Origin of the sequence: Paenibacillus radicibacter (assembly GCF_024721995.1) — a bacterium.
GTDB lineage: Bacteria > Bacillota > Bacilli > Paenibacillales > NBRC-103111 > Paenibacillus_AM > Paenibacillus_AM radicibacter.
Map to the genome: position 1 here is coordinate 215725 of NZ_JANQBC010000008.1, position 12541 is coordinate 228265.

The following is a 12541-nucleotide window of genomic DNA, read 5'->3' on the forward strand; positions in this document are numbered from 1 at the left end:
AGCACCCTCTTGCCGTTACAACGCGCGCATATCTTACATACTATGAAACTATCAATCCATACTAGGAGGCGCACAACAATGTCCAAATGGGGCTTACATACATTTTTTGATCGCAATAAAGCGATCTCCTCTTACCTGCCTCGCACAGCACTACTTGATCCAAATACACTCAGTGAGTATTTAAATACGCACCAATCTGTATTCATCAAACCAAACACACAACATCGAGGCGTAGGCATACTTAAAGCTTGGAAAACCGCCAATGGTGAATTTTCTACGATTAGAATCAAAGGCAAGACCCATCACTTCCCTACGACAACTGAGCTTTATAACCATATCGTATCTACATCAGTCGAACCCCGCTATGTGATTCAACAAGCGATACCTCTTTCCACTATTAACAAGCGTCCTTATGATATTCGATCCATGATGATGCGTGTACCCGGCGGCAATTGGGAATTTTACGGGCTTATTGCCAAAGTCGCAGGTCCAACTAGTGTCATTACGAATGTATCCCGCTCTCGCGGCTATGCACTACCTTTTGACGAAGCGCTCAAGCAGTCTCTTCAGTTCAAACCTGAACAAATTACCGCAATACGGGCACAACTAATCGACCTCAGCGTCCAGATTTGCAATCATTTTAACCGTTACAAATCCAGAACAACACAGATTGGCATCGACTTCGCTCTAGACAAAAATGGGAACATCTGGATTATTGAAGTCAATTTCGACTTTCCTTCCCATCTGCTATTTGCTAGACTTCCTAATCGATCCACCTACCGGGCAATCAGGCGGATGGCTGCCACAATTAAACGATTACGCGGACGCTGACTCACTCCAATACTTCCTTTTACAAATACAACGAGGGCTGCCCTTGAAGTGTAGACACTTCTTGGACAGCCCTCTATTTGTCTATAGCCATTATGATCTATTATTCGATCTACGCATTCATCTTCTTATCTGTGCTCAACAAATTCGAATTCCACATCACAGATGCGAATGGTTGTACCTTCTTCAACACCGCGATCACGCAGCGCTTGGTCGATCCCCATTTTTCGAAGAATACGGGCAAATCGCAACACAGATTCCTCTGTGGAGAAGTTCGTGCGCTTGAACAGACGCTCAATTGCCACTCCTTCAATGACAAATACATCATTGTCACGTGAAATCGTGAACGACTGATCATCTTTCGGAGCAAGACGGTACACTTTACGCTCTTCCACTTCGACAATATCTTCGATCAATGGCATTTCTGGAATCGTTGTAAGCAGATCTGCTGCTTTGTACAATAGTTCCTGCACACCACTCTTCGTCACAGCCGATACAGGGAAGATTGGGTATTGTTTACCAGATGCTGCAAGCTTCTCTTTGAAAATAACAAGTTGCTCTTCCGCTTCTGGAATGTCCATCTTGTTCGCTACGATCAGTTGCGGACGCTCTTCCAGCTTCGCATTGTACGTCTTCATCTCTTCATTAATCGTAATCCAATCTTGGTACGGATCACGCTCTTCAGACGCAGACATATCCAATACATGAATAATCGCACGCGTACGCTCTACGTGACGTAGGAAATCATGTCCTAAGCCAACGCCTTCGCTTGCACCCTCAATAAGACCTGGCAAGTCCGCCATGACGAAGGAACGACCATCTCCAACATCAACCACACCCAAGTTCGGTGTAATCGTTGTAAAGTGGTACGCACCAATCTTCGGTCTAGCCGCAGATACGACCGACAATAATGTCGATTTCCCTACGCTCGGGAACCCGACAAGACCAATATCAGCCATTACTTTCAGCTCAAGAGTTACCCAACGCTCAACGCCTTCTTCGCCTTTTTCAGCAATTTCAGGTGCTGGGTTATTCGGTGTTGCGAATCGTGTATTCCCACGACCGCCGCGACCGCCGCGAGCGACGATCACTTCTTGACCATGACGCGTTAAATCCGCAATGACTTCATTCGTGTCATCATCGATAACGATTGTACCCGGAGGTACTTTTACGATCATGTGATCGGAGTTCGCACCATGCATACTCTTATTGCGACCCTTTATACCACGGTCCGCTTTAAAGTGCTTTTGATAACGGAAATCAACAAGTGTGCGCAGTCCTTCTTCCACTCGGAAAATAACGTTGCCTCCGCGACCGCCGTCACCACCTGCAGGTCCACCTTCTGGAACATACTTCTCACGACGAAACGCAACTAAACCGTCGCCACCGTCGCCACCTTTTACATAAATTTTCGCTTTATCTACAAACATTACCTTTCACCTCATCCGGTCTGAAACGGGATCCGTATTGTAACCACCGCTTCTTGCTCGCCAAACGTCATCTCGTCTGCGGCTAGCTCCTCTGTACTTATAACCAATTCCTTCTCCAAGCTCCGCTCTAGTTGATTTTGGTCGTAAATCCCTTGATACACAAAATCACATAACAGCGCATCGCCTTCTTGGCAGTATTGTACAGACAATACATTGGGGTTTTCCTCAGCAAGCTGGGCATGTTCTTGAAACAACGACACAACGGTACGCGTCAGGGCAGTGATCGCCTCCGCTTTAATTGGCAGTTGAGATAGATCAACCTCTTGCACGATATCGATTTCAAGCTCCATCTTGCTGCTATCCATCCTTGCCTTGAGTAAATAAACGATAAGCGATGGTATCCCTAGCTTGGACAAGAAACTGTCCTGTAGCATCTTACCTTTTATTTTCTCCATTGTATCTTGTAAATTATCAACTTTTTTCAGCTGAATATATCCAAATATGATTTGAAAGTGGTTCATCCAATCATGTCTGAAGCGATTCACGACACGAAGAAGCTCTTCATCCTGCTGCTGATGGATGACATCAAGTTCGTCACGTTTCTCTTCATATTGTCTTCGAATTGCCGCTCGGTCAGATCGGACAGCAAGCGTACCAAGCGCTATAGCAATTCCCGCAAGTATGAGCTTTAATCCAATATGCCATGGCAACATAATTGCCGCAACAACTGCTAATATGGACAGAATAAACCCTATTGTAGCGCTATTTCGGCGACTCATCCATTTCTCCCCGATCTTATGAAACTTTGCTCAAGTCAGTATATCATTTAACTTGGAAAAGTTCACCACTATCTTTAAGAAGAATGACTCGCTGAATGTATAGAGAAAAAAACCCTGACGATCGAGTCGCCAGGGTTTTTACGTTTATCTTATGCTTCAACAGCAACTGTCTCAAACGGATAAACGCTCGCTTTTTTACGGTCACGTCCCATACGTTCGAATTTCACAACGCCAGGAATTAGTGCGAACAACGTGTCATCTTTACCGATGCCAACGTTATTACCTGGGTGAATTTTCGTACCGCGTTGGCGAACGATAATGCTACCAGCAGTAACACCTTGACCATCAGCGCGTTTTACACCAAGACGTTTGGAGTGGGAATCACGTCCGTTCTTTGTGGAACCCACACCTTTTTTGGATGCGAATAACTGAAGATCTAATCTCAACATAGATGTCAACCTCCTTTTGAATAAGATGTCTGTACATTTATATACTTACTGTACGTTATTTCGATCGTGTTTAGCATGACGACCATACTATCTAAGATTAACGAAACTCGCTCTGCTACTTGCGAATCGATTCCTTGCGGAATGTCCACGAGCATGTATCCACTTTTGACTTTCGCCTTCAGTTTCACACGAGTCAGTTCTTCAATAGCGTTAACTGTTCCGACGGTAATCGCCGATACAGCGGCGCAGACAATGTCTTTGCCACGAACGTCATAGTCAGCATGTCCTACAACCTTAAAAGCAGTAATAGCTGAATCTTTCGCGTCAGCGCGCCATATGGTAACTTGTATCATAAGGGCCTCTTAAGCTTGGATCTTCTCGATTACAACCTTCGTGTATGGTTGACGGTGACCTTGCTTACGACGGTAGTTTTTCTTCGCTTTGAACTTGAAAACGATGATTTTCTTGTCTTTACCGTGCTTTTCTACTTTCGCAGAAACAGTAGCACCGGAAACGACCGGAGAACCAACTACTAAACCGTCTTCTTTGGATACTGCCAATACGCGGTCAAAAGTTACTACTTCGCCCTCGCCTGCAGTCATTTTTTCGATAAATAATACATCGCCTTCTTGAACTTTGTATTGTTTACCACCAGTTTCAATAATTGCGTACATTTTGTTGCACCTCCCTCATGTCTCAGACTCGCCTACGTCTAGGTGATGACTTTACAGTCAGATGACCGAAGTCATACTTTAGATACCCGATTCGCGCGGTTACAGCATGTGTTAGCAACACACTTGAAATACTTTATCATAAGTGCTAGGCAAATGCAACGCTCCTTATGGATTTATTTGCGTTTGCGTGTCATTTCGAGTAATCCAAGCTTCGTCCAGCCGATAACAATTGTCTTGGAACGATCTTTGCTTGTCGCCTGTACCAATGTTTCTAAAATTTTTGCACGATTCGCTTCTTGTACCATATCGATAAAGTCGATGACAATCATCCCGCGAATGTTACGAAGTCTTAGCAAGCGTGCAATTTCACTTGCCGCTTCCAAATTCGTCTGGAATACCGTTTCTTCTAAATTCATGGACCCAACAAATTTGCCTGTGTTCACATCAATAACGGTCAGCGCCTCTGTCGGGTCAATAACTAAGTAACCACCACTCGGCAGCCATACTTTACGCCGGAATGCACGACTTAATTCATCCGTTACGCCAAATTTATCGAAAATCATAAGCGGCTCTTTATACAATTGGATCGATGGCATCGTGCTCGCAACTGTGTGTGAGAGTTGCCGCTCTATAAGCCTCTGCATCTCCTCACACATGTCTTTGCGATCAATCCACACTTCACTAACATCTTCATTGATGACATCACGTGCTAGTTTGGGTAGAAGATCGAGGTCCTGATACAATTGAGCGGGTGCTCGGCTGATTCTACTCTTCTTCACTACACTCTTCCAAAGCTCCCTTAACTCCACTAGATCCCGCTGTATCGCATCTTCACTTTGACCAGAAGCTACCGTTCGTACAATAATGCCTTCCTCGTTACACTTCAAACTTTCCATCAGCATCTTCAGTCGTGTTTTCTCCGCATCAGACTCGATTTTGCGCGAAGCCGCAACGTAATCCGCATGTGGCATATACACAATCCATCTGCCAGGTATGGAGAAATGCGTCGTTATACGAGCTCCCTTGGTTCCTTCTGGATCTTTCACAACTTGTACCATCAGCTCTTGACCTACTGTGATCAGATCAGCAATAGGCGGCTTCTGCTGCGGTTGCTTTTCCAAATGTACAGGAAGTAAATCATCTATGTATAAAAATGCGTTTTTTTCAAGTCCAATATCCACAAAAGCGGCTTGCATTCCTGGTAGCACATTTACAACACACCCTAAATAAATTGAGCCTGCCCGCTGCTTATCCAGCAGGTGTTGTACGTCATACTCCACAAGCTTTCCATCCTCAATAACGACTGCTTGTGTTAACTCAGGTTTGCAATGCACAATCACTTGCCTCATGCCCTCACCCCAAGTGATATTTTACATGAAAAGCTCTGAAACTGCACTCCCCTGTTTTTTTTCGTAAAAAAAAGCATATAACAGACGCTGCTCAGGTAACACCCCTTGAATCTTGCCAGATTCGTTCACCACGTATACCAAATGATACCGCTCGCGCTTTAGCAGCTTTAAGATTTGTTCAATCGTACGATGCTTCGCCACAACGATCGGCTGCGCCAGTGTTCCTGCATGAATAAAAGTCGTGCCGCGCTCTCCCCGAACGGCTAAGAAGCGCAGAAAGTGAAAGGGCACCTGCCGCCACGCATACCAATTCGAGACAAGTAGAAACACACCTACAACCGCGATACTAAGCTGAATGCGTCCTGCCGCAATTTCATGTATAGCAACTCCCACCACAACAGCACTTAAAATAAGCGACAGAGCAATGCTCACCCGAATCGTCTGATGAAACGGAAGGAAATAGCTGACCGCACACTGCATCATTCTGCCTCCATCTAGTGGCAAAATCGGCAGTAAATTAAATAAGCCCAGCATCAGATTGGCCTCGATAAAATAGTCCCACCATGCCGGGTCAAACACACCACATACTTTCATACCCCATGCAAAACCGATCATCCATATATGCTGCGCTGGACCCGCTATGGCTACGACTAACTCTTCCCACGCTGGTACATTGCCCGACTCTTCCACTTCTGCAACTCCGCCAAACGGAAGTAAGCGTACAACTTTTAAACGCCAACCAAATACGCGAATCGCTGCAACATGTCCAAGTTCATGAATGAGCACAATACTAAAGAGTGTAAGTGCCTCCATCATGTATCCTGTAGCAATCGACAGGATGAGTACAATCGTGAATAGGGGATGAATGCTGAATGTAATTCCGAAGCATTTAATCAAAGGAAATCACATCCGCCGGATCTACGCTCATCTTATCCTTTTTGATCGCAAAATACAGAATGCCTGTTTCCTTGAACTGATCTTTGGCCGCATAACCGATCGTCTCGCCTGCCTTAATCCAATCATTCAACTGCAATTTCGCACCATCCATCCAGCCGTACACGGACTGCACGCCTTCCGGATGCTGAATGACAACGGTGTAGCCGGTTGATTCGCTTTCACCTGCACGAATAACCTGCCCATCATCCATCGCAAATACAGGAGCTCCTGCTTGTGCAGATAACAGAATACCACCGTTCGACGCGGAATACGGTACAGTCACTTTGCCTTGAAGCGGTGCGAAATAGGTACGTTTATTGCCAAGGCTTACTTTCACCGCGTCTTCTTTTCCCTTGTTATCAAAAACAGGAATGAAGGAAGGCGAATCCCCGAAAGTTCGATGGTACCATGCTGTTAGGGAATCATACGAGATCGGTTGTACGAGCATCGTCGCAATGTAGGATTGTCCTTTTTGAGCGATGGGGTGCTTAATTTGGAATAACGCCCAAATCAATATAAACATCAGCAACGCGATCCATACTTTTGTTCGGAATCCACTCCAGAGACTAAGAGGAGGTTCAATTTGCTCTTCATGATCAAGCCTAAACTTTTGCCGCCATACATATTCCGGATCATTGAGTCTAGGGTCAATCTCCGTTTCCAATCTCTCCATATCGGGACGCGAATACTCAAACGGTACGGGCAAGCGTAGTTGTTCATTGTTCATTCGCTCGGTTTGTACGTTATTTTCCTGCAAAGATTTAATTCTCTCTAATCGCCGCTGGCGAACGTTATCTTTGATTGGCATCGGTTTGCCCCTCCTGCACAAAGCTTGTACTTACTCTACTTTATGAAAAAGCTTGGACAAATAGACCGCATCCCATTTTTCGATACAAAAAAAGAGCCCAGCTTAGGCTGGACCCTTAATCATCTTCAAAATCAAAGTATTTGTCTTGATGGAGTTTAACACTCATCACAAGCCCCATGGAAACCATGTTAATAAACAAGGACGTTCCGCCGTAAGAGATGAACGGAAGGGTAATCCCTGTTAAAGGCAATATGTCGATCAACATCCCGATATTTTGGAAAATTTGCAAGACGAACATCGATACAATTCCAATGATAATATAAGAACCACTCAGGTAAATGCTTCGAATCGAAATTAGAATCATGCGGTAAATAAGCACGAAGTACATGAGTAGCAGAATCGCGCCACCACGGAACCCTAGCTCTTCACCAATGACAGCGAAAATCGTATCCGAGTAACCATAAATGATGCCGCCGCTGTGCGTAGCTTGTCCTTGAAGGAAGCCTTGACCCGCAAGTCCTCCCGAACCAATTGCAACGAGGGCCCGGCGTGCTTGAAGTGACCAGTCTTTGTCTGCGTCTTCATACAAGAATCCATCAATCCGCTTCACCCAGTGACCGAAATTGTTCTGAGCCATAAAAGTTGTAATCGGCTCATGGTACGTATTGTACAAGTAATAAGCGAGTACAAAGATACCGACAATGACAGCGACTCCAATGAACATGTGCGAGTAACGAATATTTCCAATCCAATACATACCGATCAGAATAATCACGTAAATCATCGCATTACCCATATCCGGCATAACCACTACGATGAAGAAAGCAGCAAAGACAAGTAAGCCAATTGGAAGCACATCTTTCACGAACTCCAATGACTCCCCTTTACGCTTAGCAAGCCATGCCCCAATAACAAGAATGAGGATTAGCTTCATTAACTCGGCTGGCTGTAAATTGAGGGATTCTGTGATTTTTATCCAACCCTTGGCACCATTGACCACTTTACCGAAGAAAAATACATAAAGTAGCAATAGCATGCCTACGCCATATAAATATGGCCAAAATTTCATTAAGACACGATAATCAAACAACGCCGTCGCTACGAAAGCTACTAAACAGATCCCGTAGATCGTCAAACTTTTGGTTAATGAAATCGTGATTCGATCATCTAGCGTGGCACTGTAGACCATCATTGAAGAGAGAACCATGAAACAAACCAGAATGAAGACGATGATAAAATCAAATTGTTTGAGTTTCTTCAGCAATTCAAGTCCTCATCCTATCCCGAGCATTTTTTTCATTTTAGTAAACACACCTTGCTTGTATTCAAGCGGCGCAAGTGGGACTGAATCTCCCAATATACGACGAGCAATATTGCGATAAGCGATAGATGCTCGTGATGTATCGCTCATCACGGTAGGCTCTCCGGTATTTGCTGCTTTAATGACATGTTCATCATCTGGTACAATACCAAGCAAATCAATGGCAAGTATGGAACAAATCTCGTCGATGTCCAGCATCTCGCCCTTTTTCATCATATTCGGACGAATCCGATTAATAACTAGCTTAGGCGACTTGATTCCTGATTTATCGAGCAAGCCGATAACCCGATCCGCATCACGTGTAGCCGTAAGCTCTGGTGTTGTTACGACAATCGCTTGATCTGCACCCGCAATTGCATTACGGAATCCATGTTCAATACCTGCTGGACAATCAATAATAATATAGTCAAATTCCTCTTTAAGCGAATCCACAATCTGCTTAACAGCATCAGGTGTAATGTCATCTTTATCTTTGGTTTGGGCAGCAGGTAATAAATACAACTCGGAGAATCGCTTGTCACGCACTAAAGCTTGCTGCAATCTGCAGCGCCCTTCAGATACATCGACAAGATCATAAATGATCCGATTCTCAAGTCCCATTACGACATCTAGATTACGAAGTCCGATGTCTGTATCGACCATACAAACCTTCTTCCCTAATAAAGCAAGAGCAGAACCTAAATTAGCTGAAGTCGTTGTTTTGCCGACCCCGCCCTTACCTGATGTAACAACTATAGCTTCTCCCACGACGTTCACTCTCCTCGATATTGAATCAACAGCTTGGTATTATTACGGTAAAATTTGATGCAAATGATTCAGCTTATTGATCTGCATCACATCATCTTGTATATATGCAAATTCCATATGAGCTTCCTCAATTCCCCATTCATCTGGCGATCGAGATACAATGCCTGCAATTCGCAGTTGTGTCGGCCTCATATAAGATGCGGCAATAATAGCTGTTTTATCTCCATCACATCCAGCGTGAGCAAGCCCTCTGAGTGCACCCAAAATATAGATGGAGCCTGTACAAATTATAGAGCCACCAGGGTTCACATCACCTAAAAACAAGAGGTCACCCTTATGTTCCAAAATTTGTCCCGAGCGAACAATCCCTTTAATGGAAGTTAATTTTTGTTGATTGGATAAATCTTCAAGTCCATCTGACTCTATGGATTGGATCAATAAGTTGCCTTTAGCTCTCAGAATATCTCGAATTTGTTCTTCTTGATCTTCCGTAATCGTACGTTTGCCTAGCTTCATATACACATGGACGATAGGTCCAGAAAGTATTTGAACATGCGATTGCTCTAACATATGGCGTAGGCTGGTTAATAGTTCGTCGAATTCACAATTGTCCTCGAGACGAAAAATCAAACCTTCCTTGCTACCCTTTAAGGTTACATGTTGTTTTATCTCTGCAGTCATCCCACTTCAGCCTCCTAATGGTTACAATTCGGCTAATGGGGCTCTATTTCCTTCCTGCTCAAGATGCTTCTCCCTCTTTTTTCACCAAATTCATAGAATCAATCCATTTACGCATTGGTATATAAATCGCAAGTGCGAACAACATATTGAATAATGCACTTGGTAGTACATAATGAGTAAGTGCGAACATGTAAGGAACCTTCGTTACGTTGAAGAGCAGATAAAGACTACCCACCATCATTTCACATAACGCAACTCCGACTCCGATTAATACCACGGTATACAACACAAAGTGCGGTCTAAACACTTGCATCAGACCAATCAAATAGCCTGTTAAACCCATTGCAAATGAAAACACACCGATCATATGCCCATAGTAAATGAAATCTTGAAGTAATCCAAAGATTACCCCATACAATAAGGCTTGATGCCTGCCTAAATAGAGTGCGTAATAAAGAATAATGACAAGTACAAAGTTAGGTGAGATATGTACACTAGACTGCCAGGATTCAGGTAAAATCCATGGCATTAACGTCCCTTGTACAATGAATAGCAGCAGTAATAACAGCCACCGGTAATGTCTTCTTAATCCCCTCATCACTCACCCCAACCCCGGTACTTCAACGATGAACACTTCACGGATTTTACGGAACGACACGAAAGGCTTAACCATAACCTTATGTGTAATACCGAAATCCCCAACATCGCGTGAAACAACCGTTCCGATCGGAATTCCATTCGGGAACACTTGTCCTAAACCAGAAGTAATAACCGTATCACCGACCGCAATCGGATCATCTTTGTCCACACGAGTCATGACAAGCAATCCTGTCACACTATCATAACTTTCGATGACACCGTAGGAGTCCTTGTCTTTGCCTTGCACAGTTGTCGAGATCGCCTTAGAAGAGTTGTCCGCTTCGTTAATGTCCATTAACAATTGAACCGTAGACGTAAGTGGTGTTACTGTTTTCACACGACCAATAAGACCATCTACTGTCATGACTGCCATATTCGGTTTAATGCCATCATTAGCACCCAAATTTACAGTAATTGAATTGTTATAAGGATCGATCGAGTTGGAACCTGTCACTTCAGCAATTCGGTATTTGTAATTATTGGATTGCTTTTGATTTTCTGTAAAATGGAGTTGCTCTTTCAAGCGTTCATTCTGTGCTTCAAGATCATTCAGACGCTGTGTATCTCTCGCATATTGAGTCAATGTTAACTTGAGTGTGCGATTCTCATCGTAAATGACACCCAAATTTCCAACATCTTTAAAGAAACCCGCTATATAAGCAGCGGGCTTGTAGACGACACTTTGCGTCCATGAAATTGAGTCTTTAACAAATTTTTCTGGCCAAGTCATTCCAACACGTCCACCCAGTGTCAATCCCATCATAATGAAGAAGAAAATGAGTGCAAACATGAGTATAATGAGCCGTTTATTCCCCATAAACCTGAACAATTCGAACACCTTCTTAACATGGCGCTATACTATTTTTTCTTATATCTTGCACTTGAGTCCGAACCTTTGAACAAATGAATGTGATCAAGTGAACGACCTGTACCAATTGCAACACAGTCCAGCGGGTTGTCTGCAACGATAACTGGCATACCTGTTTCTCTAGTTAACAATTTATCCAGGTTACGCAAGAGCGCTCCGCCACCTGTAAGGACGATACCGCGATCCATAATGTCAGCAGCAAGTTCTGGCGGACATTTTTCAAGCGTCATCTTAACAGCTTCAACAATAGACGTCACTGTATCTGCTAGCGCTTCTGTAATTTCGTCGGAAGTGATGCTTAATGTTTTCGGCAAACCGGAAACAAGGTCACGACCACGAATTTCAAAGCTTTCTGGCGCATCAAGCGGCATTGCAGAACCAATCTCCATCTTCAGTGCTTCAGCTGTACGTTCACCAATCATCAGGCTGTACGTTTTCTTGATAAACTGAGTTACCGCATCGTCCATGTTGTCACCAGCTACACGAATGGAGCGGCTTGTTACGATACTTCCTAGTGAAATAACGGCAACTTCTGTCGTACCTCCACCGATATCAACTACCATGGAACCTGTTGGTTCCCATACCGGAAGATCTGCACCGATTGCTGCTGCAAGCGGCTCTTCAATCGTGTATGCTTCACGCGCACCTGCTTGTTTCGCTGCATCTGTTACTGCACGCTTCTCAACGGCTGTAATTCCAGACGGCACGCAGACCATCACATTCGGATGACGTCCGAAGATGCTTGGCTTATGCGCTTGACGCAAGAAGTAACGAATCATAACTGCTGTTGTTTCAAAATCGGCAATAACGCCGTCTTTCATCGGACGAATAGCTCTAATATTCCCTGGTGTACGACCAATCATATTTCTCGCGTCATTACCGACCGCTTCAATTGTTTTTGTATCTGTACGAAGAGCAACCACTGAGGGTTCGCGGACAATAATCCCGTTTCCTTTTTCGTAAACGAGCGTATTTGCCGTACCTAAATCAATTCCATAATCTTTTCCACCGAACATTTGTAGAAGCTCCTTT

The 12541-nt window shown here is 44.1% G+C and carries 15 protein-coding genes and 1 other annotated feature; of the genes, 1 reads left to right on the plus strand and 14 read right to left on the minus strand.

The genetic code is table 11. From position 1 onward, the window contains the following. Positions 1-78 precede the first annotated feature (78 nt). Positions 79-831, plus strand: coding sequence for a YheC/YheD family protein (locus tag NV379_RS15890; protein ID WP_258208303.1), 753 nt, complete (start codon positions 79-81; stop codon positions 829-831). 125 nt (positions 832-956) lie between these two features. On the opposite strand, the gene obgE is transcribed toward NV379_RS15890, so the two are convergent. The 14 genes from obgE to NV379_RS15960 all read right to left on the minus strand — a co-directional run bounded on the left by obgE (position 957) and on the right by NV379_RS15960 (position 12525). Beyond that, positions 957-2258: a GTPase ObgE gene (gene obgE / locus NV379_RS15895; RefSeq protein ID WP_258208304.1), complete on the minus strand. Its 1302-nt coding sequence runs from the start codon at positions 2256-2258 to the stop codon at positions 957-959. 11 nt (positions 2259-2269) lie between these two features. Continuing rightward, positions 2270-3037, minus strand: coding sequence for a Spo0B domain-containing protein (locus NV379_RS15900; protein ID WP_258208305.1), 768 nt, complete (start codon positions 3035-3037; stop codon positions 2270-2272). A gap of 149 nt (positions 3038-3186) precedes the next feature. Next, positions 3187-3486 carry a 50S ribosomal protein L27 gene (gene rpmA / locus NV379_RS15905; protein WP_258208306.1) on the minus strand — a complete coding sequence of 100 codons (300 nt, stop codon included), beginning with the start codon at positions 3484-3486 and terminating at the stop codon, positions 3187-3189. A 5-nt stretch (positions 3487-3491) separates the two neighbouring features. Further along, entirely contained in the window at positions 3492-3839 is a 348-nt protein-coding gene (locus NV379_RS15910) for a ribosomal-processing cysteine protease Prp (protein ID WP_258208307.1), read from the minus strand. A gap of 9 nt (positions 3840-3848) precedes the next feature. Beyond that, positions 3849-4160 carry a 50S ribosomal protein L21 gene (gene rplU, locus NV379_RS15915; RefSeq protein WP_258208308.1) on the minus strand — a complete coding sequence of 104 codons (312 nt, stop codon included), beginning with the start codon at positions 4158-4160 and terminating at the stop codon, positions 3849-3851. 14 nt (positions 4161-4174) lie between these two features. Further along, positions 4175-4271, minus strand: a sequence feature (ribosomal protein L21 leader region). A gap of 62 nt (positions 4272-4333) precedes the next feature. Next, entirely contained in the window at positions 4334-5509 is a 1176-nt protein-coding gene (locus NV379_RS15920) for an Rne/Rng family ribonuclease (RefSeq protein WP_258208309.1), read from the minus strand. Positions 5510-5530: 21 nt separating this feature from the next. Further along, entirely contained in the window at positions 5531-6406 is an 876-nt protein-coding gene (locus NV379_RS15925; protein ID WP_258208310.1) for a site-2 protease family protein, read from the minus strand. Continuing rightward, on the minus strand, positions 6399-7253 hold the full coding sequence (locus NV379_RS15930) for a M23 family metallopeptidase (protein ID WP_258208311.1): 855 nt from the start codon (positions 7251-7253) through the stop codon (positions 6399-6401). The genes NV379_RS15925 and NV379_RS15930 overlap by 8 nt, the downstream gene beginning before the upstream one ends. Positions 7254-7368: 115 nt before the next feature. After that, positions 7369-8517: an FtsW/RodA/SpoVE family cell cycle protein gene (locus NV379_RS15935; RefSeq protein ID WP_258208312.1), complete on the minus strand. Its 1149-nt coding sequence runs from the start codon at positions 8515-8517 to the stop codon at positions 7369-7371. A 9-nt stretch (positions 8518-8526) separates the two neighbouring features. Next, positions 8527-9321, minus strand: a complete 795-nt coding sequence (minD, locus tag NV379_RS15940) for a septum site-determining protein MinD (RefSeq protein WP_258208313.1) — start codon at positions 9319-9321, stop codon at positions 8527-8529. A gap of 42 nt (positions 9322-9363) precedes the next feature. Continuing rightward, a complete protein-coding gene (minC, locus tag NV379_RS15945) occupies positions 9364-10002 on the minus strand; it encodes a septum site-determining protein MinC (protein WP_258208314.1) in 639 nt (212 codons plus the stop codon). A gap of 58 nt (positions 10003-10060) precedes the next feature. Beyond that, a complete protein-coding gene (gene mreD, locus NV379_RS15950) occupies positions 10061-10600 on the minus strand; it encodes a rod shape-determining protein MreD (protein WP_258208315.1) in 540 nt (179 codons plus the stop codon). 3 nt (positions 10601-10603) lie between these two features. Further along, positions 10604-11458, minus strand: coding sequence for a rod shape-determining protein MreC (gene mreC / locus NV379_RS15955; protein WP_258208316.1), 855 nt, complete (start codon positions 11456-11458; stop codon positions 10604-10606). A gap of 41 nt (positions 11459-11499) precedes the next feature. Beyond that, positions 11500-12525, minus strand: a complete 1026-nt coding sequence (locus NV379_RS15960; RefSeq protein ID WP_258208317.1) for a rod shape-determining protein — start codon at positions 12523-12525, stop codon at positions 11500-11502. Positions 12526-12541 lie beyond the last annotated feature (16 nt).

Bases quoted from the DNA above. Each gene is read 5' to 3' on its own strand.
- NV379_RS15960 (WP_258208317.1), bottom strand. From the start codon at position 12,525: ATGTTCGGTGGAAAAGATTATGGAATTGATTTAGGTACGGCAAATACG.
- minC (WP_258208314.1), bottom strand. From the start codon at position 10,002: ATGACTGCAGAGATAAAACAACATGTAACCTTAAAGGGTAGCAAGGAA.
- rpmA (WP_258208306.1), bottom strand. From the start codon at position 3,486: ATGTTGAGATTAGATCTTCAGTTATTCGCATCCAAAAAAGGTGTGGGT.
- NV379_RS15890 (WP_258208303.1), top strand. From the start codon at position 79: ATGTCCAAATGGGGCTTACATACATTTTTTGATCGCAATAAAGCGATC.
- NV379_RS15900 (WP_258208305.1), bottom strand. From the start codon at position 3,037: ATGAGTCGCCGAAATAGCGCTACAATAGGGTTTATTCTGTCCATATTA.
- mreC (WP_258208316.1), bottom strand. From the start codon at position 11,458: ATGGGGAATAAACGGCTCATTATACTCATGTTTGCACTCATTTTCTTC.
- rplU (WP_258208308.1), bottom strand. From the start codon at position 4,160: ATGTACGCAATTATTGAAACTGGTGGTAAACAATACAAAGTTCAAGAA.
- NV379_RS15920 (WP_258208309.1), bottom strand. From the start codon at position 5,509: ATGAGGCAAGTGATTGTGCATTGCAAACCTGAGTTAACACAAGCAGTC.
- obgE (WP_258208304.1), bottom strand. From the start codon at position 2,258: ATGTTTGTAGATAAAGCGAAAATTTATGTAAAAGGTGGCGACGGTGGC.
- NV379_RS15930 (WP_258208311.1), bottom strand. From the start codon at position 7,253: ATGCCAATCAAAGATAACGTTCGCCAGCGGCGATTAGAGAGAATTAAA.
- mreD (WP_258208315.1), bottom strand. From the start codon at position 10,600: ATGAGGGGATTAAGAAGACATTACCGGTGGCTGTTATTACTGCTGCTA.
- NV379_RS15910 (WP_258208307.1), bottom strand. From the start codon at position 3,839: ATGATACAAGTTACCATATGGCGCGCTGACGCGAAAGATTCAGCTATT.